The following is a 25531-nucleotide window of genomic DNA, read 5'->3' as shown; positions in this document are numbered from 1 at the left end:
TCGGGCGGCGGCGCTCACTGCGCCGAGGTCCAGGTGGTGCCGCTCGCCGAGTCCTTCAGCACGATGCCCTGGGCCAGCAGTTCGTTGCGGATGCGGTCGGCCTCGGCGAAATTCTTCGCCGCCTTGGCGTCGGCACGCTGCTTGATCAGGGCCTGGATGGTCGCCTCGTCGAGCGTGCTGCCGGCCTGCAGGAAAGCCTGCGGGTCGGATTGCAGCAGGTTCAGGCAGGCCGCCAGGGCTTTCAGCAGGCCCGCGGTCTCGCGCGATTGGGTGCGGTTGACTTCACCGGCCAGGTCGAACAGCACGGCCACCGCCTCGGGGGTGCCGAAGTCCTCGTCCATCGCCGCCTTGAAGCGCGCGGCATGGGCGTTGTTCCAGTCGATCGCCACCGGCAAGGCCGGCACCAGGGCCAGCGCGTTGTAGAGCCGTCGCAGCGAATTGCGTGCATCGTTGAGGTGCACGTCGCTGTAGTTGAGCGGGCTGCGATAGTGGGCCCGGACGACAAAGAAGCGGATGGTCTCGGCATCGAACTCCTTCAGCACGTCGCGGATCAGGAAGAAGTTGCCCAGGCTCTTGGACATCTTCTCGTCGTCGATGTTGATGAAGCCGTTGTGCATCCAGGTGCGGGCCAGCGGCTTGCCGGTGGCACCTTCACTCTGGGCGATCTCGTTCTCGTGGTGCGGAAACTGCAAGTCGGCGCCGCCGCCATGGATGTCCAGCGTCTCGCCGAGCAGCTGGCAGGCCATGGCCGAGCACTCGATGTGCCAGCCGGGCCGCCCGGGGCCGAATTCGCTCGCCCACTTCACCTCTTCGGGCTCGGTGGCCTTGGCGCTCTTCCAGAGCACCGGGTCGAGCGGGTCGTCCTTGCCGTCGAGCACGGCGACGCGCTCGCCGGCATGCAGTTCGTCGAGCGACTTGCCGCTCAGCTTGCCGTAGCCGGGGAACTTGCGCACCGCAAAATTGACGTCGCCGTTGGGCGAACGATAGGCCAGCCCCTTGTGCTCGAGCGTGGAGATCATCGAGAGCATCTGCGGAATGAACTCCGTCGCGCGCGGCTCGTGTGTAGGCCGTTCGATGCCCAGCGCGTCGGCATCCTCGTGCAGGGCGTCGATCATGCGATCGGTCAGGGCCCGGATGCTCTCGCCGTTCTCGACCGCGCGGCGGATGATCTTGTCGTCGATGTCGGTGATGTTGCGCACGTAATCGACCGCCAGGCCCGAAGCCTTGAGCCAGCGCTGCACCACGTCGAAGGCGATCATCGAGCGGGCATGGCCCAGGTGGCAGTAGTCGTAGACCGTCATGCCGCACACGTACATGCGCACCTTGCCCGGCTGCAATGGGGAAAATTCCTCCAGTTCACGCGACAGCGTGTTGTAGATGCGAAGACTCATGAGGCTCGGAAACGTCGATTCGCGCGCGTACCGGAACGGGCGATCGATGGGGGTTTTTCAGGGGTGACGGGGGTGTGGCGACGAGCGGCTGGAAATGCCCCCTCGGCTACAATGGCGCCCAGTATAAACGGCCACCGCCGGATGTTTTCCGCGTGTTTACGAGGCCCGTCTCCTCTTACTCTCGAGGCTCCATGCAGCACGCCGCTTCCTCCCCCCTCTTCCATTTCCGCTCCTGCCGCGTCGTCGCAGCGCTCCTGTTCGCCCTGGTGGCCGGCGCCGCCCAGGCCGACGACTACGCCGACGTCAACACCCTGCTGCGGCAGAACAAGGCGGCGGAGGCGCTGGCGAAGGCCGATGCCTACATCGCCAGCAAGCCGCGCGACCCGCAGATGCGCTTCCTGCGCGGCGTGATCCTGACCGAGCAGGGCAAGCAGGCGGACGCGGTGGTGGTCTTCACCGCACTGACCCAGGACTTCCCCGAACTGCCCGAGCCCTACAACAACCTGGCCGCGCTCTACGCGTCCCAGAGCCAGTTCGACAAGGCGCGCGCCGCGCTCGAGATGGCGATCAAGCTCAACCCCGACTACGCGACCGCGCACGAGAACCTCGGCGACGTGTACGCGCGCCTGGCCGCCCAGTCCTACGGCCGCGCGCTGAAGCTGGAGGCTGGCAATGCCACGGTGCCGCCCAAGCTCGCGCTGGTGCGCCAGATGTTCGGCGCCCCGGCCCCGGACGCCCTGCCGCCAGCCACCCCGCCGGTGCGCAAGCCGGTGCGCAACTGACCCCTTTCCAGAACGCGCTGCGGCGCACTCACCCGAAAGCGATCCACCCGTGAATCTACAAGTCCTGTCGCGCCGCCGGGCCCTCGCCCTGGCTGCCACGCTGGCCCTCGGCGCCACTGCCGCGCCCGGATGGGCCCAGAACGCGCCGCGCGTCAAGCTCGCCACCTCGGCCGGCGACATCGTGATCGAGCTGGCCCCCGACAAGGCGCCCAAGACGGTCGACAACTTCCTGCAGTACGTCAAGGACAAGCAGTACGACGGCACGGTGTTCCACCGCGTCATCGACGGCTTCATGATCCAGGGCGGCGGCTTCACCTCCGACCTGAAGCAGAAGCCGACCCGCGCGCCGATCCCGCTCGAGGCCAAGAACGGCCTCAAGAACGACAAGTACACGATCGCCATGGCGCGCACCTCCGACCCGAATTCGGCCACCGCGCAGTTCTTCATCAACGTGAAGGACAACGCGATGCTCGACGCACCCAACCCCGACGGCCACGGCTACACGGTGTTCGGCAAGGTGGTCTCCGGCACCGAGGTGGTCGACAAGATCCGCGCCGCGCGCACCGGCAACAAGGGCGGCATGCAGGACGTGCCGCTCGAAACCATCACCATCCAGTCCGCCACCCTGGCGAAATAAGCAAAGGAACACAGCCATGAGCAACCCCCAAGTCGAACTGCACATCAAGGACAAGGGCATCATCACGCTCGAACTCGACGAGGCCAAGGCGCCCAAGACCGTCGCCAACTTCCTCGAGTACGTGACCAAGGGCCACTACGACAACACCGTGTTCCACCGCGTCATTCCCGGCTTCATGGTGCAGGGCGGCGGCTTCGAGCCCGGCATGAGCCAGAAGCCGACCGGCGCCGAGATCCAGAACGAAGCCAACAACGGCCTCAAGAACGACAACTACACGGTCGCCATGGCGCGCACCAACGCGCCCCACTCGGCCACCGCGCAGTTCTTCATCAACGTCGCCGACAACGGCTTCCTGAACCACACGGCACCGTCGGCCCAGGGCTGGGGCTACGCGGTGTTCGGCAAGGTGGTCGGCGGCAAGGAAGTCGTCGATGGCATCAAGGCCGTCAAGACCGGCCGCAAGGGCTTCCACGACGACGTGCCGCTCGAGGACGTCGTGATCGAGAAGGCCGTCGTCAAGGCCTGAGCCGGCATGGCATTCGCCGAGATCGTCGCGCCGCCCGCGTGGCGCACGGTCGACCTGATCTCCGACCTGCACCTGCAGGCGTCGGAGCCGGCCACCGTCGACGCCTGGCGCGGCTATCTCGACACCACACCGGCGGATGCCGTCTTCATCCTCGGCGACCTGTTCGAGGTCTGGGTCGGTGACGACGCTGCCACCCTGCCCGGCTTCGAGGCGCAATGCGCCGAGGTGCTGCGGGCGGCGTCGGCTCGCCGGCCGCTCTACTTCATGCACGGCAATCGCGATTTCCTGCTCGGTGCCGATTTCGCGGCGCGCTGCGGCATGACGCTGGTGGCCGACCCGACCGTGCTGGTGCTGCACGGCGAGCGCTGGCTGCTGAGCCATGGCGACGCGCTGTGCCTCGAAGACACCGAGTACCTGCGCTTTCGCGCCCAGGTGCGCGCACCCGAATGGCAGCAGGCGCTGCTGGCCCGTCCGCTCGAAGAGCGCCGCACGCTGGCGCGTTCGGTGCGGGCCCAGAGCGAAGACCGCAAGCGCAGCCCCGACGTGGTCTGGGCCGATGTCGATGCCGATGCCGCGCGCGACTGGCTGCAGCAGGCCGGCGCCCGCACGCTGGTGCACGGCCACACGCACCGTCCGGCGAACCACGACCTCGGGCAGGGACTGCGCCGCGTCGTGCTGAGCGACTGGGATGCCGCGGCGCACCCACCGCGCGCCCAGCTGCTGTGCCTGTCGAGCGCGGGCGCCCAGCGCGTCGACCTGCGCTGATGTTCGGCTGGCTGCGCAGGCTGCGCGCGCCCCCTCGCCTGCCCGACGCCGCCTGGCAGGCCACGCTGACCCGCTACCCCTTCCTGGCCGAACGCACGGCCGCGGAGCAGGAGCGCCTGCGCACGCTGGCGGCCGAATTCCTGCGCGACAAGGAATTCCACGGCGCCCAAGGCTTCGCGATCACCGACGAGGTCGCGCTGGCGATCGCCGCGCAGGCGGTGCTGCCGGTGCTGCACCTGAAGGGCGGCCTGCGCTGGTACGGCGATTTCGTCGGCATCGTGGTGCACCCGTCGGAAGTGGTGGCCCATCGCACCACCACCGACGCCAGCGGCGTGGTCCACCACTACGACGAGGTCGTCGCCGGCGAAGCCATGGACCGCGGGCCGGTGATGCTGAGCTGGCAGGACGTGCTGGCCAGCAGCATCACGCGCACCGAGGGCTACAACGTCGTGATCCACGAGTTCGCCCACAAGATCGACATGGCGCAAGGCGAGGCCGACGGCTGTCCGCCGCTGCCGCCGGGCTTTCTCGGCACGCGCAGTGCCAGAGAGGCCCGCGCCGCCTGGTTCGCGGTGCTGCAGCCGGCCTACGAGGCCCTGCGCGAGAAGGCCATCGTCGCCGAGCGCTTCGGGGGCGAAGAGCCCTGGCTCGATTCCTATGGGGCGCAGTCGCCTGCGGAGTTCTTCGCCGTCGCCTGCGAGGCCTACTTCGTGAACCGCGCGGCGCTGCAGGCCGACTTCCCGGCCTTGGTGGACCTGTTCGACGCCTTCTTCAACGCGCCGCAGCCCCGGCGCTGACGCTGAAACCGGCCGCCCCGCCCGGGACGACCGGCCTGCCTCTTACCCTCTTACTTGCGCAGCAGCGCCTTGAGTGCGTTCTGCAGGCGCCGGGCGGACGCCGGGTCGTGGCTGGCGGCCAGCACCTTGCCTGCATCCTGGCCCCAGGTCTGCTCGGGCGTCGGGTCGCCGCGCCGCGTCAGCAGCTTGAGCTGCAGGGCGCGACGGGCTTCGATCTGGTCGGCCGGCGTCGGGACTTCGGCTGCCATCTCGAGCCGCAGCAAGGCTTCGGCGGCGTCCGTGGACTGCGCGGCAGGCGCCGAGCCAATGGCTTGCGACCAGCTGCTGCGCACCGCCGGCGTCACTGCGCGGCCCAGTTCCTGGACGCTGGGCAGTTGCGCGGCATCGCGCTTCTCCCAGGCACCGAGCACCTGGGTGAGCGCCTCGCCATGGGCCTGCGACGCCAGCTTGCGCAGCGCGAAGTCGGCCCGTTCCAGCGCCTCGCGCTGGGCCCTGAAGGCGGCATCGCCCAACCGGGGACCGCGGTCTTCGAAGCGTGGCGGGCGATCACCGAAGCGTCCGCCTCCGGCCGGGGCACCCCGGTCGCCGCCAGGCCGCCCCGGGCGGTCGTTGGGGCGTCCGCCAGGGCCGCCAGGGCCGCGGCTGTCGCGACGGTCGCCGAACTTGCCGCGCCCGGCGGGCACTGCTTCGGCCTTCTTGTTGCCGGGGCGATCGTCGCCGCGCACCGCGATCACCGGCTTCGGTGCGGGCTTGGGCGGTGCCGCGGGTGCTTCAGCCCCGGCATCGGAGCGGGCCGAGGGATCGGCGCCATCGGCCGGCGCCACCAGGCTGTCGGAAGCGGGTGCGTCGGTGCGTTCGGCGACCGGCAGCGCCTCGGCGTCCTCCGGCCCGGGCGCCTGTTCGGCGCTCTCGCCGAATTCGGCGGCGGCCTGGCCCGGTGCCACGACCTCGGTCGCACCCACGGCGGGACCGTCGGCGCCCGCCACCGGCGCTGCCGGCTGAGGTGCGGGCTGAGGTGCCGGCGGCGGCGCTTCGCCGCGCAAGGCAGCTTCGAGCTGCGCCACCGCGGCGCGGATCTTCTGGGCATCGCCGGTGCTGTTGGCGGCGTCGAGCGCCTTGGACGCGTTCAGAACATGGCGATCGTGCTCGCTCATGGCCGAAGCGGCCTTCTCGCGCTCGACGGTCTTGCGGTTGAAAGCTTCGTCGATCGGCGCCCGGAAGGCATCCCAGAGCTTCTGCTCGTGGCGACGGTCGAGCGGCACCGACTGGGCCTCGTGCTGCCAGCGTTGCTGCAGCGCCTTGACGGCGTCGATGCGCAGCATCGGGGCGGCGCCGAGCTCGGCGGCCTCGGCGATCATGGCCTGGCGGCGCTCGACGCTGGCCTTCTGGGCCGCCTCGAAGGGCGCGCGGGCGGCACCGAAGGCCTCGTTCCATTGACCCTGCAGCTCGGCGAACACCTTCTCGCCGACATGGCCGGCGTCGCGCCAGCGATCGGCGAACTGGTGCAGCGCGCGGTTGTGCGCCTTGAGGTCGGACGCCTGGGCATGCTCGGCCGCCCAGGCCTTGACCTCTTCGATCAGCGCGGTGCGCAGTGCGCGGTGCTCGGCCGCATCGGCGCGGACCTTCTCGAGCCACGCCTCGACCACCTTGTGGGCCTCGTTGCAGGCTTCGTCGAAACGCTTCCAGAGCGCGTGATTGGGCACGCCGCCCTGGTCGGCCTGCTTCCATTGCTCGCGCAGGGCGCGCAGGGTTTCCTGCATCTTGCGGCCGCCCAGCGCCTGGCCTTCGGGCCGCTTGAGCAGCCCTTCGGCCTTGGCGACCAGGTCTTCGCGCACCTTGTCGGCGCTCCAGCGCTGCCAGCCTTCGAGCTCGCCCGCAGCCACCAGGGCCGCATGGACCCGGGCCTCGAGCGGTGCCTCGACCAGCTTGCCGTGTTCCTTCAGCACCGCGCGCAGCGCAGCCGCCGCGCCGGCACTGGCCTTGCCATGGCCTTCCGCGGTTTCCTGCTCCAGCTTGGCGAGCGCGGCCTGTACCGCATCCTGCGCCGCGGCGCGCTTCTCGGGATCGACCTTGGGCGCGGCCGGCTTGGCCGGCGCAGCCGGAGCGGCCTCGGGCGTGCCGCCGCGCGCCACCCGCAGTTCGTCGGCCCAGACCGGCACCGGCGGCAGCGGCGCGGCGGCGTCTGCGGCGGCGGCCACGGCCAGCGCCAGCGCACCGTTGAAAGCGTCGGACACCACCAGCAGCTGCGCCTTGGAGGATTCGAGCTGCGGCGCGAAGCGGGCGTCGAGGCTGCTCCAATTCGGGTCGGCGGCGATCTCGGCCGCCTGCTGCTGCCAGTGCGCCACGTCGGCGCGCAGCGCCTCTTCGACGCCCTGCGCATCGCGCCAGCTCTTGGTCGACAGCACTTCGAAGCGCTGGGCCAGCAGCACCGCCGCCTCGCGGTGGACCTGGGCCCGGTGCTGCAGGTCCTCGATGCCCTTGACGCGCTCGGCCAGCCGGGCCTTCAGCCCCGCCAGCGGTTCGCGCGACAGCGGCGCGCCGGCCTTGGCGGCGTCGCGCTGCCAGGCCAGCGCATCGGCGATGTTGAGCTTCGGCTGGGCCAAAAGGGCCTCGGCCTTGTGGGTCCATTCGACCGCGATCGCCTCCTGGCCCTTGGCGCGCTTGAGCTCGTCGAGCTTCTCGCGCAGCAGCCGGGCGGCGCCCTTGTCGCGTCCGCTCAGCTCCTTGAAGACGTCCTGCATCTGCTCGGGCGACGGATTGGCCGCGAGCCAATCCCGGATGCGCTGGGCGCGCTCGCCCGAGGTCGGCGCGGTGAAGGCTCCTCCGGTCAAGGTGTCGAGGGACTGGAGGTCGTGAGGCTTGGAGGAAGTTGAGGTCACTGAGCGAATGTCGTTATCTGTAGGGAAAAGCGAGGCGCCGGCAATGGCCGGCGCATGGCTCCATTTTCACCGACTTGCGGCGGGGTGGGTCAACGGGTCGCCAGTTTCAGTTCGGCGCCGGGTTTCCAGTCGTTTCCTTCGGCCTGGGTCCGCACCGCGCCGAGGAACAGGCGTTCGCTCGAAAGCTTCTGCGCCAGCAGGTAATCGCGCGCCGCGACGCCGCGTTCCACCGCCAGCTGCCGCATCGACTCCTCGTCGACCGCGATGCTGGCCAGCAGCAGGTTTTCCATTTCGGGCACCGGCAGGTCCTTGGCCAGCCCGACCATGTTGCGCGGCTTCGTGACTTCCGAGCGCTTGTAGACCGCGGTCAGCAGCTCCGGGTACTCGGCATCGCTGACCGGGCCGACCTCGGCGGCATCCTTGCCGGCCCGCACCGCGGCGCGGCGCTTCTCGGCCTGCGTCATCGCGCGCAGGCGCTGGCGCTGATAGGCGTCGCGCTCCTTGTCGAGGCTGGAGGTCCCGACCACGGTCATCCGCAGGCCCGGCCTGTCGTTCAAGGCCTTGGCCACCTTGTCGAGGTTGTCCTTGGCTTCCTGGGAAAGCTCCGAACTGCCCGGCGCGAAGGCGATCGTGCTGGACTCGCCGCCGCCGCCGCCGAAGCCGCCGGTCAGCAGCGCGAACGGCGCGGTGACCGCCTTCGCGAGCAGGTTGACGATCGCCTTCAGGATCAGGGGGCCGACGCTGAACTCCGGGTCGTTGATCGACCCGCGCAGCGGCAGGTCGATGTCGATGACGCCGTTGCGGTCGGCCAGCAGCGCCACCGCCAGCCGCACCGGCAGGCTGGCGGGCGCACCTTCCACCGGCTCGCCGAACTGCAACTGGTTCAGCACCACCTTGTTCGCGGCGGTCAGGGTGCCGTCCGGGGCGATCTTGTAGTTGACGTCCATGCTGAGCTTGCCGCGCTCGATGCCATGGCCCGCAAAGCGGATCGTGTAGGGCGACAGCGGCGGCAGGTCGAGCTCCTTCATGCGGGCCGTGATGTCGAGTTCGAGCGGCTTGGCCAGCGGATTGAGCTTGCCGGTGATCTCCAGCGATGCCGTCTGCTGGGCCTTGCCGCGCAGTTCGAGGTCGGCCAGGGCCGGCTTGTCGCCCTGGGGCCTGGACGAGAAGGCGCTCAGCTTGCCGGTCAGCTCAGTCAGGTCGGCCGAGTAATTGGGCTTGATGAACAAGTCGGAGAAGTCGATCTTGCCGTTGACCAGGCTGATCGGGCCGAAGTTGATCAGCGGCGCCGGTCCGCTGTCCGCCGCGGCGGGTGCCGCGGCAGCCACCGGCGCCGGCGCATCGGGCGCGCCGCCGACCATCAGTTCCTGCGGCGGCGCGGGCGGCGCCGGGCCGCGTGCGCGCGCGCTGCGCGGACGGCTGGTGGTCGTCGTGGTGCCGCCCAGGCTGCGCTTGGTTTCGACCTCGGTGGCAGCCGCCTCCGCTTCCACGGCCTGCCCGGGCTTCTTGACCAGGTACAGCAGATTCAGCTTGCCGGTGGGATCGATGATCACGCGGGCGAAGAAGTCGGTCAGCGAGGTCTCGCCCACATCGACCTTGAGCGGCTCGCCGGGCACCATGTTCACCTGCAGGCCGCGCAGGCCCAGTGTTTTCCAGCTCAGCAGCTGGCGGTTGGTCGACAGGCCCGGGGCCTGGGTCAGCACCCCGCTGTTGGCACGGAAGTCGTCCACCGCCGTGTCGCCGACCAGGCGCAGGTTCAGGCCGGCGGGCAGGGTCGCGACCTTGACCGTGCCCCGGTAGCTGGCGAAAGCACGGCGTATGTCTATATTGAGTGCGTCGGCGTAGTAGGCCTTGAAGGCGTGTGCCGGCAGCGACGCCACCAGCAGCCGGCCTTCGGCCGCGATCGGCTTGAGGACCAGGTTGCCGTCGTACTCGAAGCGCCCCGCCTCGGCCCGCCCGGCGGCGATGCGCCCGGACAGCTTGAGCGGCGACACGGTGTCCGTGTTCGGCGCCAGCTTTTGCGCCTTCAACTGGAGCGCGCTGATCTCGAAGGCCACCGGGGTCGCACTGGCGTTGTCGGCATAGGACAGGGTGGCGTTGTCGACCGCCAAGGTGGCAATGTTCAACTGCCATGGCCGCGTGTTGGCGCCCGCCGGTGCCGCCTTCGGATCCTTGGGCGCAGCGACCTTGGCGTCCTCGGTCGCGCCCGGGCTGCCGCCCGCCGGCGCCTTGAGCCAGCGCTCGAACATCCAGCGCTTCTCGTTGTCGCGCTCGATCCGCACTTTCGGGTTCGAGGCCGTGAACGAAGCGATCGTCAGGGTGTGCTTCGTCATGTCGGCTTCGGCGTCGACCAGTTCGAAACGGCCGACGCTGGCCAGCGCGGTCTTTTCCTGGGTCAGGGCGAGCCCCTCGGCGATCACGCTGCGAGCCTTGAACTTGAGATCGGGGTTCGTCCACTCGACGTCGACCTTGCCGCTGAGCTTGCCGTCGAGCGAGGGCTCGAGGCTCTGGGCCAGGTAGGGCGCGGCCAGCGACAGCGGCAGCGCCTCGATCTCGGTGACCACCAGGGCCCGCTTGTCGGTGGCTTCGCCGCTGAACTTGAGCGGGGCGCCGCCGACCGAGGTCGAGCCGCTGAAGGTGGCCGGCTTCTCCATCGGCCAGGCGACGCCCTGGACCTCGATCGCCAGCTGCTTGACGTCGATGGCGGCGTTGGGCTGGGTGGTGTGGTCGCGCCAGCCGATCTGGCCGTCGGACAGCGCCACCTTGTCGACCTGGACCCGCCAGGCCGGTGGCGCAGCCGGCTTGGCGGCGTCGTCGGGCGCCGGGGCCGGGACCGATGCCACCTTCTGGGTGGCGCCGGTGGCGCGGTCGGTCGCCAGCAGGTTGAGGCGGCCGGCCGCATCGCGCGCGACGACCAGATCGGGCCCGGCCAGCGCCACTTCGCTCAGGTGCACCACGCGCTCCAGCGGCCGGACATCGGCCAGCGCGATCTTGAGCGAGTCGAAGCCCAGCAGGTCGCGGCCCTGCGAATCCGCCATCTTGATGCCGTTGGCAGCGATGCTGCCGGTGATCTTGAGCCCGGCCGCCGCCGCCTGCTCGAAATTGATCTTCAGGTCGGCATCGAGCTTGCCTGCCTGCAGCGCCACCGGCAGGCCGCCCGGGATGTAACCCAGGTAGGGCACCAGGTCGAGGGCCTGGAAGCTGATGTGGGCGTCGGTCTTGCGGTGTTCGGCAAAGGGGGTCGATTCGGCGGCGGAGTCGAACTTGCTGCCGTTCAGGACGAAAGCCAGCTTGGGCTCGGTCTTGATCTCGCGCTGCGAGGCCAGGTTGCTGAGAAAAGGCACGCTGAGCGCGAATTCGCGCAGCTCGTGCCTGCGCTCGACGGTCTGGTCGGTGAAATCGACCGCGCCGTCGGTGATCGCGATGTTGTAGATGGCGAAACGCGGCGCCTCCTTCTTGGGCGCATCGGGCGGCTCCGGCGCCGGCGTCAGCTTGGCGATGATGTCGTCGATGTCGTAGCGGCCATCGGCCAGATGCGTCAGCTGGATGGCTGGCGCCTCGATGCGGACCGCGTCGATCACGGGCGCCAGCCGCAGGATCGACTGCAGCTCGGCGTCGAGGTAGAGCCGCTTCACGGCCACCTGGGGCTGGCTGCCGTCGGCGGTGGCGATGCGCAGGTCGTTGACCGCGAGTTCGAGCGTCCAGGGCTTGAACTCGATCTTGCCCACCGTGACCTGCCGGCCGAGCTTCTCGCTGGCGATCTTCTGGACCTGCCCCTTCACGATCGGCGGCACGGCCAGCCAGGCGACCAGCCAGACCCCCAGCAGAATCAGCAGCGCCAGAGCTCCGCGCCGCACCCATTTGTTCTGTTTCAGCAAAGCAGCATTCATCGAGGAGGGAGTGTGCCCCAAACGCCGTGCGCTTCCCATAAACAGAAAGCCCGGCGGCTCGACGCGAAGTCAGGCCTCCGGGCTCGATGGCGGGCGCAACGCCCATGCCATCTTTTCGCTCGACCGGAAGTTCAATCGTTCCGGTCATGCTGGCAGCAAGGGATTGCCACCGTTGGGCCTCAGCCGCTGAACCCTCGGATTTCTCCTCGGGCCACTGGACCTTGGTAGACGCCTGATAGCTCAGGCGGTTTCAGCGTACGCGCTGGCGGCGGGGATTGCAAATCGGGTTTTCAATGGACTTTCCGCCTTCGATTCGTGCACTAATTCATACATTTTTTACATCTAAATTGGAATATAGAATGTAGTTCTTATTCTTGACTGTGTATTTAGCCACTCCTAGAATGCCCACCTTTCCCGCGCCGCCAAGCGGCCGGAACCTCCGAATCCGCTGCCGGCATCCGCCGGCTTGATCAGGCGGCCGCGCCCTCTCCCATTCTTCGCGCGGACCTGATTCGTACCAATCCAAGCGCCGCTTCCTTGCTGCTTCGCCCTTCGTGGCGTTGCGAGCAGGTGCCGCACAGAAAGGAAGAGCGATGAAACAGGCGTTAGATGCCACTGCCCGCGGGCTACGGACCTTCGTGTCCGATGTGGTCGACGGCTTCTTCGAGATCACCCACAACAGCTTCGCGCTGCTCGGCCTGGCGATCGTGTTCGCCGTGCTGGCACTGGCCGCCCGGCCGGATCTGCGGCAGACCGGCGAAGAACAGCTGATGGGCTGGCTGCAATCGCGCAAGCCCGCGCCCGAGGCCACCGACCTCGAGCCCACCGCGATCGACCGGACCACCGCCGCCAGTCCGCACGTGCTGCCGAAGCCGCAGGCCGCGGTCGCCTACTGGCTCAGCAAGAAGTACCGCGTCGCTGCCGAGCCGCTGAGCGTGCTGGTCGCCGAGGCTTTCGAGCTCGGCAAGAAGACCAAGCTCGACCCGACGCTGATCCTGGCCATCATGGCGGTCGAATCGAGCTTCAATCCCTTCGCCCAGAGCCAGGTCGGCGCCCAGGGCCTGATGCAGGTCATGACGCGCGTCCACGGCGAGAAGTACGAAAGCGCGGGCGGCACCCTCACCGCCTTCGATCCGGTGACCAACATGCGCGTCGGCGTCAAGGTGCTGCAGGAATGCATCGCCCGCGCCGGCTCGCTCGAGGGCGGCCTGCGCTACTACGTCGGCGCCGCCAACCTGGCCGATGACGGCGGCTATGCCGGCAAGGTGCTGGCCGAGCACGAGCGGCTGCGGCAGGTGGCGGCCGGCCGCACGCCGCCCACCACCACGCCGGCACCGGCAACCCGGGCCAACCCGGTCCAGGTGGTGGCGCCGCCGGCGGCGCCCAAGCGCGCCGAACCCGACCCGCAGGTCGCTCTGCTGGGCGATTCCTAGCCCCCACGCGCCGCACTGCGTGTCGTCGCTGCCCCCCGAGGGGGTGCAGTCCGCCTTGGGGCGGCCCGGCGGCGGCCCAGGTCTTTGGGCGACGGCTCGCGGCGTCGGCTACACTCGGCCAGCACGCGACTGGCGATAGGCGCAACCCTTTTCAGGTGCATTGCGCTGACGTGGACTACCACTGGGAAGCGTGCCGCCCGCGGTTCGTTTGCGGGTGATCAGCCGTTCGCCTGGGCAGCCCTTGTTTGGTTGAAGAACAAGGACCATCGTCTTGAAGGACTGCCATGTACCACCGCAACATCCTGGTCGAACAGACCGATCCTGAAATCTGGGCTGCCATCCAGGCCGAAAACGCCCGCCAGGAACATCACATCGAGCTGATCGCGAGCGAGAACTACGCCTCGCCGGCCGTCATGGCCGCCCAGGGCTCGCAGCTCACCAACAAGTACGCCGAGGGTTATCCGGGCAAGCGCTATTACGGCGGCTGCGAGCACGTCGACGTGGCCGAGCAGCTGGCCATCGACCGCATCAAGCAGATCTTCGGCGCCGACGCCGCCAACGTGCAGCCGCATTGCGGCGCCTCGGCCAACGAAGCCGTCATGCTGGCCTTCCTGAAGCCCGGCGACACGATCATGGGCATGAGCCTGGCCGAAGGCGGCCACCTGACCCACGGCATGCCGCTCAACATGAGCGGCAAGTGGTTCAACGTCGTGAGCTACGGCCTGGACGCCAACGAAGCCATCGACTACGACGCGATGGAGCGCAAGGCCCACGAGCACATGCCCAAGCTGATCATCGCGGGCGCCTCGGCCTACTCGCTGCGGATCGACTTCGAGCGCTTCGCCAAGGTGGCGAAGGACATCGGCGCGATCTTCATGGTCGACATCGCCCACTACGCCGGCCTGGTGGCCGCAGGCGTCTACCCGAATCCGGTGCCGCACGCCGACGTCGTCACCTCGACCACCCACAAGAGCCTGCGCGGACCGCGCGGCGGCATCATCCTGATGAAGGCCCAGCACGAGAAGGCGATCAACAGCGCCATCTTCCCGGGCCTGCAGGGCGGCCCGCTGATGCACGTGATCGCGGCCAAGGCCGTGGCCTTCAAGGAAGCGCTCTCGCCCGAGTTCAAGACCTACCAGCAGCAGGTCGTGACCAATGCCCGGATCGTCGCCGAGACGCTGACCGAGCGCGGCCTGCGCATCGTCAGCGGCCGCACCGAAAGCCACGTGATGCTGGTCGACCTGCGCGCCAAGGGCATCACCGGCAAGGAAGCCGAAGCCGTGCTGGGCGCCGCCCACATGACGATCAACAAGAACGCGATCCCGAACGACCCCGAGAAGCCGATGGTGACCAGCGGCGTGCGCATCGGCACGCCGGCGATGACCACCCGCGGCTTCAAGGACGAGGAAGCGCGCGCCACCGCCAACCTGATCGCCGACGTGCTCGAGAACCCGCGCGACACGGCGAACATCGACGCCGTGCGGGCCAAGGTGCATGCGCTCACGAGCCGCTTCCCGGTCTACAAGTAACCGGCACGACAGCGCATGAAGTGCCCCTTCTGCGGTCATCTGGAAACCCAGGTCATGGAGACCCGGGTCTCGGAAGACGGCGACTTCGTGCGCCGCCGGCGCCAGTGCGGTGGCTGCGACAAGCGCTTCACCACCTACGAGCGGCCGGACGTCAACTTTCCGGTGGTCGTCAAGAAGGACGGCAGCCGGGCCGATTTCGACACCGGCAAGGTGCGCGCCTCGATGATGCTGGCGCTGCGCAAGCGCCCCGTGAGCATCGAGCAGATCGACAACGCGCTGCTGCGCATCGAGCAGAAGCTGCTGTCCAGCGGCTGGCGCGAGATCGAATCGACCAAGGTCGGGGAACTGGTCATGCGGGAGCTCAAGAAACTCGACAAGGTGGCCTACGTGCGCTTCGCGTCGGTGTACCGCAGCTTCGAGGACGTCGACGAATTCAGGCAGTTGCTCAGGGACATCTGAGCTCACGGCGGGTCAGCTTGCCGCCAACTTCGTCCTGAATCGTCACAGCGGAGCAGCCAGCCACCGCTCGCCCGCGCGTGCGGCCCGGCAGGCGCCTGGCCGCCACGGACGGCGCGACGCCTTCTAGCATCCGGGCCGTCATGCCCGAGTCCGCCCCCCTTTCCCGTTTCGCGCCCGTCGCGCCGATGTCCGGCTTCACGCTGGTCGAGGTGCTGGCGGTGCTCGCGATCGTTGCGGTCCTGGCCGGGCTCGCGATGCCGGGCTTCGGCCGGACCCTCGAGCGCTACCGCCTGCGCGCTGCCGAGGAAGGCCTGCGTTCCGCCCTCTACACGGCGCGATCGGAGGCCATCCGGCGCGGCGGCGGCGTCACGCTGCGCCGGGCTTCGGGCGGCGGATGCACGCCGGCGAGCGAGCAGGACTGGAGCTGCGGCTGGACGCTGTTCGCCGACACCGACGGCAACGGGCGGCACGACCCCGGCGAGGCCTTGATCCAGGCCTGGCCGGCGCCCCGCGGCGTACAGGCGACGGTCAGCGTCGCCGCCCCTTCGACCTACCTGAACCTCAACCGCTCGGGCCGCTTTCACAACCTGGGCGCCTTCCGCTTCACGCTGAGGCCCGAGCGCAGCAGCGACGACAAGGCCGCGAGGGTCATGTGCATGTCGTCCGCTGGCCGGCTCCAGACCCTTCACGGCACCGACAGATGCTGAACCGCGCCGGCCGCCCGCACCTGCAGCAGGGCATCACGCTGCTCGAATCACTGGTCTCGCTGACCCTGCTGGCCTTGGTCGCCTTCGGCCTGCTCGGCGTGCAGCTTCGTGCGCTGGCCGATGCCCGGACCACCGTTCATCGCGCCCAAGCGATCCGCCTGATCGAGGACCTGGGCGAACGCATCCGCGCCCATCCCCTCGGGATGCGCCCCTTGCCGGCCGAGGCCGGCCAGTGGGAGCTGCCGGCACCGTCGCCAGCCTGCCGCGACGCCGCATGCGACGCCGCCACGCTCGCGCGGCTGGACATCGTCGGCTGGAAACAGGCCATTGCGGCCACCCTGCCCCAGGGCCGCGGCATGGTGTTCGAGACGAGCCCCGATCCGCCGCCCATGGATGCGCGGACGCTGGGCGTGATGGTCGCCTGGCGCGGCAGCGCGCGTGCGGGGTCCGACGCAGCGTTCGACGCCCCGTTCAATGCCGGTCCCCTTGTGGCCGGCGTGCGCTGCCCCGCCGGGCTCCTTTGTCATCTCGGCCATGTCAGTCCTTGACCCCCATGCAGGCCCGCGCCGCCGGCAATGCGGCCTGAGCCTGGTCGAACTGCTGGCCGGCATGGCGGTCGGCCTGCTCGTGATCGCCACCGCCTTCTCCACGCTGCTGCTGACCCGCAGCGCGGCCGCCAGCATCAGCGACCTGAGCCAGTTGCAGCAGCAGGGCTCGCATGCGCTGCAGGTCATCGGCCAGCAGTTGCGCCAGGCGAGCACGCTGGAGCCCTGGCGCGACGAAGCCACCGGGCTCCACGCCTTCGGCGTCGAGCCCGCGGGGCCTGGCGAAACCGCGCCTTCGGTCGCCGGCACCGAAGGCGCGGGTGGCCGGTCCGACAGCGTATCGATCGGCTACGCGCGAGGCCGCTGGCCCGCAGGCAGCGGCTCGCCGAGGAACTGGGCCCAATACGACTGCACCGGGACCAATGTCGACAACCAGGAGCAGGAGCAGGTCCGCGCCGCCTTTTCGCTCGACGCCAAGGGACAACTGCTGTGCCGCGGCATCAAGACCTCGCAGCCCGTGATCGGCAACGTCGCCGATTTCCAGGTCGACTACCGGGTCGACAGCGGCGCCGGCATCCGGCACATGGACGCCAGCGAGGTCCAAGCCGCGAATCTCTGGTCCTCCGTGACCGCGATCGAGATCTGCCTCGACCTGCGCGGCGACGAGCAGGGCCCGAAGGCCACCGGGTCCTACCGCGGCTGCGCCGGCGACGACAGACCGCACGGCGGCCGAACGCACCTGGTCTTTCGCAACCTCTTTCACCTGCGGACCCGGTAGGGCGGACGCATGCTCGCCACGCCCATCGCACGATCGCAAGCCGGCTTCTCGCTGCCGGTCGTGATGGTCACGGCGCTGCTGGCCACGCTGCTGGTGCTCACGGCCTCGCGCACGGCGCTGCTGGACGAGGCGGCGACCGGCAACGAGAGCGACTACCAGCGCGCGCTCGAGGGGGCGCAGGCGCTCCTTCGCGAGGCCGAATCCGAGATCCGGCGCGAGGATTCGAGCCTGCCCGCGGCGGCTTCGAACGACCGGCACACCTACCCCCGAAGCCGTGCCGAACTGATCGCCCTGCAGGCCCGGCTCGGCACGTCCACCCCTTCGTGCGCCGCAGGCCTTTGCATCCCCGACCGGATTCCGCCGCGCTTCTGGGGCGATCGCGCGGCACTCGAGGCCATGAAGAAGGTCGCGGTTTCGCGGACGCAGGGCTGGTACTGGGTCGAACTGCTGCACTACGACACTTCGGCGGCGACGGCAGGCGGCGAGGCCGAGCGGCTGGCCCCCGATGCCGACCAGCCGTACATCTACCGGGTCACGGCCGTGGGCAAGGGACGCAAGCCAGCGACGCAAGCCGTGATCCAGAGCACGCTGGTGCGCAAGAAGACGAGGTCCTGAGCCATGAGACGGGCACTTGTGAAGCAGGCCTCGGCATTCGCCACGGCCATCGGGGCCGCCGCCGCCACCGCAGAGGTGCTCGACGCGCCACCGGGCTCGCCGCCAACGCAGCGGACCACGGCGCACCTGAGTTCGCTGGCCGCCAGTGCGCGCTCGGACCGCCATGCGGCTGCGCTGTTCGCGGCCGGCTATGACACCGCCGGCTGGACCGGATCGGTCACCGGCTACGCGCTCCGGCCCGGCAGCCCGACAGCGGATGCGCGCGGACTGTGGGGCGAACTGCCGGCGACCGCCGCCACCGACGCCGAGCCCGCCCGCCCCGCGCGGCCCCGTTCCACCGCCTCCGTCATGGACGCCCACGGCGACGACTGGCCGGCGGCCCGCGTCGTGCTTTCGGCCCGCAGCACCGGCAGCGGTGTGCCCGCCGTCGGCATTCCCTGGGAATGGGCTTCGCTGTCGCCGGCCCAGCAGTCGGCGCTCATGGACCCAGAAGACGGCGCATCGGACCCTGCCGCTGCGGAGGCCAACGCCAAGGACCGCCTGGCCTACCTGCGCGGCGACCGCGGCAAGGAGCAAGGGGGAAATCCGGGCGGGCCGCTGCGGCGCCGCAGCTCCCGACATGGCGAGATCGTGAATTCCAGGCTCTGGCACCAACCGGCGCCGGCCGCGGCCTACTCGACCGAAGACCACGCCGGCTTCCGCCGCGCCCTGGCCGCGCGCCCGCCAATGCTTTACGTGGGCGCCGGCGACGGCATGCTGCACGGCTTCGACGCCAGCACCGGCGAGGAAAGAATCGCCTACGTCCCTGAAGGCCTGCACGCCCGGTTGGCCCGACTCACCCGTCCGGACTGGCGGCCAGCGCCGCTGGTCGACGGCTCGCCCCTGGTCGGCGACCTGTACCTGGGCGCGCCGGGCACACGCGATCCCGGCGGCTGGCGTAGCTACCTCGCCGGCTTCCTCGGCGCCGGCGGCAGGGGCTACTTCGTGCTCGACGTCACCGACCCGGCGGCGTTCGCTCGAACCCGCGCCGAACGCGTGGTCGTGCTGGATCGCAGCGCGGCCACGAGCCTGGACGACGACATCGGCGAGATCATGGGCGAGCCCGCGACCGAAGCCGGCGATCCTTCGATCAGCCGCCAGATCACCCCCATGAACGACGGCCGCTGGGCGCTGGTGATCGGCAACGGCGAGCGCAGCGCCAGCGGGGCCGCGGTGCTGCTGGTCCAGTACCTCGACCGCAACCGCGAGTTGCTCGGCATCAGCGCCGCCCCCGGCCCGGGCAACGGGCTCGGCGTGCCGCGGCTGATCGATCTCGACGGCAACGGCACGGCCGATGTCGCCTACGCGGGCGACCTGCTCGGCAACCTGTGGAAGTTCGACCTCCGCGCGGCAACCGCAGGAAGCTGGAAGACCGCGTTCGACGGCGCTCCGCTGTTCGTGGCGCGCGACGCGTCCGCGGCCATTCGCCAGCCGATCACCGCGGCGCCGGTCTGGAAGGCCCATCCGCAAGGCGGTCTGATCGTGGCCTTCGGCACCGGCCGTCGAAACGCGCCCGCCGACGGTCCGGGTCTCCAGGGACAGACGATCTACGGGATCCACGACGACACGCCGATCCTGCGCCATGCCACGGCCGGCCAGGCCGGCGAACCGGCACCGCGCTTCGGCACCGGCCGGGGGCCCGTCGCCAACGGGCGCACGGGCCTGGTCGCCCAGAGCGTGCAGCTGGACGACGCCCACGGCGCCGGCACCGTGTCATCGCGGCCGGTGCCGTACGCCGGCAGCGAAGCGCGGCGTGGCTGGTTCCTCGACCTGCCACTGCCGGGCGAGCGCGTGCTGCAGAACCCGGGCTGGTTCGAGGGCGACCTGATCGATGTCTGGAGCCAGGTGCCTGCGCCCGGCAGCAGCCTCGACCTGCCGCCGACGCCCGCCAGGCGCTTTCGCACCACACTCGACATCCACAACGGCTCGGCGCCCCGGTCGACGCTCTACGCCCACCTGCCGGCCGCCATCGGCGGCCAGCCTTCGCGGCTGGAAACCGGCCTCGGCATCGGCATCCGGAGCGACCGGCTCGAGAGATCGATCTCCGCGCCCGGCCAGGCGGTGGCGCCGCCGATGCAACGCCTGGGGAGCATCCTGCTGCGCCCGGGTTGGCGGCAACTGCAATGACGCGCCGCTGGCAGCCCGGCTTCACGCTGATCGAACTGCTGGTGGTGCTGGCGCTGGTCGCCATCCTGGCGGCGCTGGCACTGCCCAGCTACCAGGCCCATGTGCAGCGCGCTCTGCGCGCGGAGGCCCGCGCCGGGCTGCTGCAGGCGGCACACTGGCTCGAGCGCGCAGCGACCGCCACCGGCCGCTATCCAGACGACCCCGCGGACTTTCCCGAAAGCCTGCGGTCCGTCCCTTCGGGCAGCTACCGGATCGTCTTCGAGCCCGCCGACGCCCAGGGCAGCGGCTACACTTTGACCGCACTTCCTCTGGGCACCCAAGCCGGCGACCGGTGCGGCGGCTACACACTCGACCACGCCGGTGTGCGCGGGCTCGCCGCCGCCGGCGCTGCGGACGAACTCCAGGCGGAATGCTGGAACCGCTGAAAACACCCCTCCTTCGCATGACCCCGACGCCTGCCCCGAGTTCGCCATTGACCGCCGACGAAGCGATGCGCCTGGCCCTGTCGCTGGCCCGCGCGGCCAGCACCACGGCGCCCCCGAATCCGGCCGTCGGCTGCGTCATCCTGGCCGCCGACGGCCGGATCGTCGGCAGCGGACATACCCAACGCACCGGTGGCCCGCACGCCGAGGTGATGGCGCTGCGCGATGCCGCGGCGCGCGGCGCATCGACGGCCGGCGCGACCGCTTTCGTGACGCTCGAGCCCTGCGCCCACCACGGCCGCACCGGCCCCTGCTGCGATGCGTTGGTCGAGGCCGGCATCCGCAGGGTCGTGGCTTCGATCGCCGACCCGAATCCGCTGGTCGCGGGCCAGGGCTTCGAACGCCTGCGCGCCGCCGGCGTCGACGTCCAGATCGGGCAGCTGGCCGCCGAGGCGCGCGAGCTCAACCTCGGATTCTTCAGCCGGATGGCCCGCAAGTCGCCCTGGGTCCGTCTCAAGGCCGCAGCTTCGCTCGATGGCAAGACCGCGCTCGAAAACGGCACCAGCCAATGGATCACCTCCGAAAAGGCGCGCACCGACGGCCACGCCTGGCGCGCCCGCGCCGGCGCCATCCTGACCGGGGTGGGCACGGTGATCGAGGACGACCCGCGGCTCGACGTCCGGCTGGTCGAAACGACGCGCCAGCCGCCGCTGGTGATCGTCGACAGCCGCCTGCAGACGCCGCCCGACGCGCGGCTGTTCGAGATCGAGCGCCCGGTCTGGATCTATGCCGCCGAGCGCGACGACGTCAAGGCGCGGGCGCTCGAAGCCCGCGGCGCCAGCGTGCACTGCCTGGCCAACGCCGACGGCAAGGTCGACCTGGCCGCCCTGCTCGGCGACCTGGCCCGGCGCGAAGTCAACGAGCTGCATGTCGAGGCCGGCCACAAGCTCAATGGCTCGCTGATGCGAGAAGGGCTGGTCGACGAGATCCTGCTGTACCTGGCGCCCAAGTTCATCGGCGATGGCCTCGGCATCGCCAGCCGGCCTTACGCAGGCGGCGCGCTGAGCGCGCTGACCGACGTCATGGCGCTCGAATTCACCTCCTTCGACGCAGTCGGGCCCGATCTCCGGATCGTCGCCCGCGTCGCCGGCCGGGACAAGTTTTAGGCCTCCGGCCGGGAGCCTGCCGCATCTCTGCGAAAATGCGGCGATGTTCACCGGAATCATCACCGGCGTGGGGCGCATCGCCGCCGTCCACGACCTCGGCAGTTCTTCCTCCCACGGCAAGCGTCTCAGCATTGCGGTGCCCGACGGCTATCTCGACGACGTCGGGCTCGGCGACAGCATCGCGCTCAACGGCGCCTGCATGACCGTCACCACGCTCGACCCGGCGCAAAAGCTGTTCACCATCGACATCTCGGCCGAATCGCTAGACAAGACCGCCGGCCTGTCGGAGGCGCAGACACGGGTCAACCTCGAGAAGGCGCTGCGTGCCAGCGACCGGCTCGGCGGCCACATCGTGTCCGGCCACGTCGACGGCATCGGCACGGTGCGCCGCTTCGAGCCGGTCGGCGAAAGCTGGGAGCTGCGCGTGCTCGCACCGCACGCGCTGGCGCGCTTCCTGGCCTACAAGGGCTCGATCACGATCAACGGCGTCAGCCTCACGGTCAACAGCGTCAGCGACGTCGCCGACGGCAGCGAGGTCAGCATCAACCTGATCCCGCACACGGTCGAGAACACCGCGCTGGGCGGCCTCTCGGCAGGCAGCCGGGTCAACCTCGAGATCGACACCGTCGCCCGCTACGTGGAGCGCATGCTCCAGGCCGGCGCCATCCAAACTCCAACCCAAGACAAGCTCCCATGAATGCATCCGTCACGCCGATCGGCGCCCCGCGCAGCGGCCGTGCGCCCGCACCGATATCCCCGGTCGAAGACATCGTGGCCGAGCTGCGCGCCGGCCGCATGGTGATCCTGGTCGACGAGGAAGACCGCGAGAACGAAGGCGACATCGTGCTGGCCGCCGACCATGTCACGCCCGAGGCGATCAACTTCATGGCCCGCCATGCGCGCGGCTTGATCTGCCTCACGCTCTCGCGCGAAATGTGCGAGCGGCTGCAACTGCCGCCGATGGTGGCGCGCAACGGCGCCAAGCACTCGACCGCCTTCACGGTCTCGATCGAAGCCGCCGAGGGCGTGACCACCGGCATCTCGGCCGCCGATCGTTCGCGCACGGTCCAGGCCGCGGTGGCGCCCGACGCGGTCGCGGCCGACCTGGTCCAGCCGGGCCACATCTTCCCGCTGCAGGCGGTCGACGGCGGCGTGCTGATGCGGGCCGGCCATACCGAGGCCGGCTGCGACCTGGCGGCCATGGCCGGCTGCTCGCCGGCATCGGTGATCTGCGAGGTGATGAACGAGGACGGCACGATGGCGCGCCTGCCCGACCTGCAGCTGTTCGCGGCCGAGCACGACATCAAGATCGGCACCATCGCCGCCCTGATCGAACACCGCAGCCGCACCGAGACCCTGGTCGAGAAGGTCGGCTGCCGGGAGATCCAGACCGCCTGGGGCCCGTTCACGGCCCACGCCTTCAAGGACAAGCCCAGCAACGGCGTCCACCTGGCACTGGTGCGCGGCAAGTGGAGCGTCGACGACACGGTCGACGTGCGCGTGCACGAACCGCTGTCGGTGCTCGACGCGCTCGAACTCAACCGCGCGCTGCACTCGTGGAGCCTCGACGCCAGCCTGGCGCATCTCGCGGCCCAGGGCAAGGGCGTGGCGGTGCTGCTGAACTGCGGCGAGACCGGCGCCGAGCTGCTGTCGCAGTTCGACGGCACGGCGCGGCCGGCGCAGGCGCCCGAACGCGGCCGCATGGACCTGCGCAGCTACGGCATCGGCGCCCAGATCCTGCGCGAGTGCGGCGTCCACAAGATGAATCTGCTCGGCACGCCGCGCCGCATGCCGAGCATGGCCGCAGGCTACGGGCTCGAGATCGCCGGCTACATCACGAAAGAACAACTCTGATGCAACACGCGAACAAGGGCGCCGACGTCGCGCTCGACGGCAAGGGCCTGCGCATCGGGATCGTGCAGGCGCGTTTCAACGAAGAGATCACGGACGCGCTGGCCAAGGCCTGCCGGGACGAACTCGCGGCACTCGGCGTCGCCGATGCCGACATCGAACACCTGAGCGTGCCCGGCGCGCTCGAAGTCCCGGTCGCGCTGCAGGCGCTGGCCGAGCGCGAAAGCTACGACGCCCTGATCGCGCTGGGCTGCATCATCCGCGGCGAGACCTACCACTTCGAACTGGTGGCCAACGAGTCCGGCGCCAGCGTGAGCCGGCTGGCGCTCGACTACCGCATCCCGATCGCCAACGCGATCCTGACCACCGAGAACCTCGAGCAGGCCGTGGCACGACAGACCGACAAGGGCCGCGACGCCGCGCGCGTGGCCGTCGAGATGGCGCAGCTGCTCGCCACCCTTTCATGACCGACGACACCCAAGCACCCAGCGGCAAGCCGCGCCAGACCCGCACCGGGCTCACCAGCACCGGGGCGCGCAAGGCCGCCGCCAAGTCGAACCGCAGCCGGGCCCGCGAGTTCGCCTTGCAGGCCCTCTACCAGCACCTGGTGGGGCGCAACGACGCCGCCTCGATCGACCAGTTCACGCGTGACCTGGCCGGCTTCCACAAGGCCGACGCGGCGCACTACGACGCGCTGCTGCACGGATCCATCGAAAGCGCCGACGAGCTCGACGCCCTGATCGTGCCGCTGCTCGACCGCAAGCTCGAGGAGATCTCGCCGATCGAGCACGGCGTGATGTGGATCGGCGTCTACGAGTTCAAGCATTGCCTGGACGTGCCCTGGCGCGTGGTGCTCAACGAGTGCATCGAGCTGGCGAAAGAATTCGGCGGCACCGACGGCCACAAGTACGTGAATGCGGTGCTCAATGGCCTGGCGCCCCAACTGCGTCCCGACGAGGTGGAGGCGGACCGCTTGTCGGGCAAGGCGAAGCCATGAGGATTTCGCAGCGAGCCGAACGGATCGAGCCCTTCTATGTCATGGAAGTGGCGAAGGCGGCGTCGAAGCTGGCGCGGGAAGTCGCCCACACCGACCGGCCGATGATCTTCCTGAACATCGGCGAGCCCGACTTCACGGCGCCGCCGCTGGTGCAGGAAGCGGCCGCGCGCGCGGTGCGTGCCGGCGCCACGCAGTACACCCAGGCCACCGGCCTCGACCACCTGCGCGAACGCATCAGCGGCTGGTACGCCGAGCGCTTCAAGGTCGACGTGCCGGCCCGCCGCATCGTCATCACGGCCGGCGCCTCGGCCGCGCTCCAGCTGGCCTGCCTGGCCCTGATCGAGGCCGGCGACGAGATGCTGCTGCCCGACCCGAGCTACCCCTGCAACCGCCACTTCGTGACCGCGGCCGACGGCCGCGCGGTGCTGGTGCCGACCACCGCGGCCGAGCGCTTCCAGCTCAGCGCCGCCAAGGTCGAAGCGGCCTGGACCGAGCGCACCCGCGGCGTGCTGCTGGCCTCGCCGTCGAACCCGACCGGCACCTCGATCGCGCCCGACGAACTGCGCCGCATCCACGAGGTCGTGAGCGCCCGCGGCGGCATCACGCTGATCGACGAGATCTACCTGGGGCTTTCCTACGACGACCAGTTCGGCCAGACCGCGCTGGCGATCGACGACCAGGTCATCAGCATCAACAGCTTCAGCAAGTACTTCAACATGACCGGCTGGCGGCTCGGCTGGCTGGTGGTGCCCGATGCGCTGGTGCCGGCGATCGAACGTCTGGCGCAGAACCTGTTCATCTGCGCCAGCACCGTGTCCCAATACGCGGCGCTGGCCTGCTTCGAGGCCGACAGCATCGCCGAGTACGAGCGTCGGCGGGCGCAGTTCAAGGCGCGCCGCGACTGGTTCATCCCGCAGCTGAACGCGCTGGGGCTCCAGGTGCCGGTGATGCCCGACGGTGCCTTCTACGCCTGGGCCGACTGCTCCACGTTGGCCGAGAAGCTCGGCATCGACGGCAGCTGGGATTTCGCCTTCGAGGCCATGAAGCAGGCCCATGTCGCGGTCACGCCCGGACGCGACTTCGGCAGCGACCAGACCGGACGCTTCATCCGCTTCTCGACCGCCAGTTCGATGGCGCACCTCGAGGAGTCGGTGGCCCGCCTGCGCGCCTGGGCCGGCGCCGCCGTTGCCGCCTGA

The 25531-nt window shown here is 69.8% G+C and carries 23 protein-coding genes and 1 riboswitch; of the genes, 20 read left to right on the top strand and 3 right to left on the bottom strand.

All coding sequences use genetic code 11. The annotated features are described in order from the left end of the window. Positions 1-14: 14 nt before the first annotated feature. The gene (cysS, locus tag QTI45_RS04135; RefSeq protein ID WP_286653578.1) at positions 15-1391 is read right to left on the bottom strand and encodes a cysteine--tRNA ligase; all 1377 of its coding nucleotides are present in this window, start codon (positions 1389-1391) and stop codon (positions 15-17) included. Positions 1392-1582: 191 nt separating this feature from the next. Between cysS and QTI45_RS04130 the strand changes: the two genes are divergently transcribed. From QTI45_RS04130 to QTI45_RS04110, 5 genes are read left to right on the top strand one after another with little or no spacing between them, the layout of a single operon-like run. Beyond that, complete coding sequence (locus QTI45_RS04130; RefSeq protein ID WP_286653577.1) at positions 1583-2173, top strand: tetratricopeptide repeat protein; 591 nt, start codon at positions 1583-1585, stop codon at positions 2171-2173. A gap of 49 nt (positions 2174-2222) precedes the next feature. After that, complete coding sequence (locus tag QTI45_RS04125; RefSeq protein ID WP_444813093.1) at positions 2223-2810, top strand: peptidylprolyl isomerase; 588 nt, start codon at positions 2223-2225, stop codon at positions 2808-2810. 16 nt (positions 2811-2826) lie between these two features. Continuing rightward, on the top strand, positions 2827-3336 hold the full coding sequence (locus tag QTI45_RS04120; protein WP_286367485.1) for a peptidylprolyl isomerase: 510 nt from the start codon (positions 2827-2829) through the stop codon (positions 3334-3336). A gap of 6 nt (positions 3337-3342) precedes the next feature. After that, positions 3343-4101 (top strand): UDP-2,3-diacylglucosamine diphosphatase, encoded by a 759-nt coding sequence (locus tag QTI45_RS04115; RefSeq protein WP_286367484.1) that lies wholly within the window; start codon positions 3343-3345, stop codon positions 4099-4101. Next, positions 4101-4898 carry a M90 family metallopeptidase gene (locus tag QTI45_RS04110; RefSeq protein WP_286367483.1) on the top strand — a complete coding sequence of 266 codons (798 nt, stop codon included), beginning with the start codon at positions 4101-4103 and terminating at the stop codon, positions 4896-4898. The genes QTI45_RS04115 and QTI45_RS04110 overlap by 1 nt, the downstream gene beginning before the upstream one ends. A gap of 50 nt (positions 4899-4948) precedes the next feature. Here QTI45_RS04110 and QTI45_RS04105 read toward each other — a convergent pair whose 3' ends face one another. Both QTI45_RS04105 and QTI45_RS04100 read right to left on the bottom strand, forming a co-directional pair. Further along, on the bottom strand, positions 4949-7777 hold the full coding sequence (locus tag QTI45_RS04105; RefSeq protein WP_286653576.1) for a DUF349 domain-containing protein: 2829 nt from the start codon (positions 7775-7777) through the stop codon (positions 4949-4951). 89 nt (positions 7778-7866) lie between these two features. Further along, on the bottom strand, positions 7867-11667 hold the full coding sequence (locus QTI45_RS04100; RefSeq protein WP_286653575.1) for a DUF748 domain-containing protein: 3801 nt from the start codon (positions 11665-11667) through the stop codon (positions 7867-7869). A 593-nt stretch (positions 11668-12260) separates the two neighbouring features. Here QTI45_RS04100 and QTI45_RS04095 point away from each other — a divergent pair. The 15 genes from QTI45_RS04095 to QTI45_RS04025 all read left to right on the top strand — a co-directional run bounded on the left by QTI45_RS04095 (position 12261) and on the right by QTI45_RS04025 (position 25531). Next, on the top strand, positions 12261-13100 hold the full coding sequence (locus QTI45_RS04095; RefSeq protein WP_286653574.1) for a lytic transglycosylase domain-containing protein: 840 nt from the start codon (positions 12261-12263) through the stop codon (positions 13098-13100). Between the two features lie 115 nt (positions 13101-13215). Further along, positions 13216-13343, top strand: a riboswitch (ZMP/ZTP riboswitch). A gap of 41 nt (positions 13344-13384) precedes the next feature. Next, positions 13385-14629, top strand: a complete 1245-nt coding sequence (glyA, locus tag QTI45_RS04090; protein ID WP_286367479.1) for a serine hydroxymethyltransferase — start codon at positions 13385-13387, stop codon at positions 14627-14629. 15 nt (positions 14630-14644) lie between these two features. Then, a complete protein-coding gene (nrdR, locus tag QTI45_RS04085; RefSeq protein ID WP_286367478.1) occupies positions 14645-15088 on the top strand; it encodes a transcriptional regulator NrdR in 444 nt (147 codons plus the stop codon). 140 nt (positions 15089-15228) lie between these two features. After that, positions 15229-15795, top strand: a complete 567-nt coding sequence (locus tag QTI45_RS04080; protein WP_286653573.1) for a GspH/FimT family pseudopilin — start codon at positions 15229-15231, stop codon at positions 15793-15795. After that, positions 15789-16343: a prepilin-type N-terminal cleavage/methylation domain-containing protein gene (locus QTI45_RS04075; protein WP_286653572.1), complete on the top strand. Its 555-nt coding sequence runs from the start codon at positions 15789-15791 to the stop codon at positions 16341-16343. Before QTI45_RS04080 ends, QTI45_RS04075 begins: the two co-directional genes overlap by 7 nt. Then, positions 16330-17118: a PilW family protein gene (locus QTI45_RS04070; protein ID WP_286653571.1), complete on the top strand. Its 789-nt coding sequence runs from the start codon at positions 16330-16332 to the stop codon at positions 17116-17118. The genes QTI45_RS04075 and QTI45_RS04070 overlap by 14 nt, the downstream gene beginning before the upstream one ends. A gap of 9 nt (positions 17119-17127) precedes the next feature. After that, positions 17128-17733, top strand: coding sequence for a pilus assembly PilX family protein (locus QTI45_RS04065; RefSeq protein WP_286653570.1), 606 nt, complete (start codon positions 17128-17130; stop codon positions 17731-17733). Between the two features lie 3 nt (positions 17734-17736). Beyond that, a complete protein-coding gene (locus QTI45_RS04060; RefSeq protein WP_286653569.1) occupies positions 17737-19899 on the top strand; it encodes a pilus assembly protein in 2163 nt (720 codons plus the stop codon). Next, a complete protein-coding gene (locus QTI45_RS04055) occupies positions 19896-20324 on the top strand; it encodes a type IV pilin protein (protein ID WP_286653568.1) in 429 nt (142 codons plus the stop codon). The genes QTI45_RS04060 and QTI45_RS04055 overlap by 4 nt, the downstream gene beginning before the upstream one ends. Positions 20325-20389: 65 nt before the next feature. After that, a complete protein-coding gene (ribD, locus tag QTI45_RS04050) occupies positions 20390-21487 on the top strand; it encodes a bifunctional diaminohydroxyphosphoribosylaminopyrimidine deaminase/5-amino-6-(5-phosphoribosylamino)uracil reductase RibD (RefSeq protein WP_286653802.1) in 1098 nt (365 codons plus the stop codon). Positions 21488-21530: 43 nt separating this feature from the next. Beyond that, positions 21531-22184 (top strand): riboflavin synthase, encoded by a 654-nt coding sequence (locus QTI45_RS04045; protein WP_286653567.1) that lies wholly within the window; start codon positions 21531-21533, stop codon positions 22182-22184. Beyond that, the gene (gene ribBA, locus QTI45_RS04040; protein ID WP_286367470.1) at positions 22181-23341 is read left to right on the top strand and encodes a bifunctional 3,4-dihydroxy-2-butanone-4-phosphate synthase/GTP cyclohydrolase II; all 1161 of its coding nucleotides are present in this window, start codon (positions 22181-22183) and stop codon (positions 23339-23341) included. Before QTI45_RS04045 ends, ribBA begins: the two co-directional genes overlap by 4 nt. Then, complete coding sequence (gene ribH / locus QTI45_RS04035; RefSeq protein ID WP_286367469.1) at positions 23341-23805, top strand: 6,7-dimethyl-8-ribityllumazine synthase; 465 nt, start codon at positions 23341-23343, stop codon at positions 23803-23805. Before ribBA ends, ribH begins: the two co-directional genes overlap by 1 nt. Further along, a complete protein-coding gene (gene nusB / locus QTI45_RS04030; RefSeq protein ID WP_286367468.1) occupies positions 23802-24335 on the top strand; it encodes a transcription antitermination factor NusB in 534 nt (177 codons plus the stop codon). The genes ribH and nusB overlap by 4 nt, the downstream gene beginning before the upstream one ends. Further along, positions 24332-25531 carry a pyridoxal phosphate-dependent aminotransferase gene (locus QTI45_RS04025; RefSeq protein WP_286653566.1) on the top strand — a complete coding sequence of 400 codons (1200 nt, stop codon included), beginning with the start codon at positions 24332-24334 and terminating at the stop codon, positions 25529-25531. Before nusB ends, QTI45_RS04025 begins: the two co-directional genes overlap by 4 nt.

The organism is Variovorax saccharolyticus (assembly GCF_030316765.1).
GTDB lineage: Bacteria > Pseudomonadota > Gammaproteobacteria > Burkholderiales > Burkholderiaceae_C > Variovorax > Variovorax saccharolyticus.
This window is presented reverse-complemented; position numbering and strand designations above follow the sequence as displayed.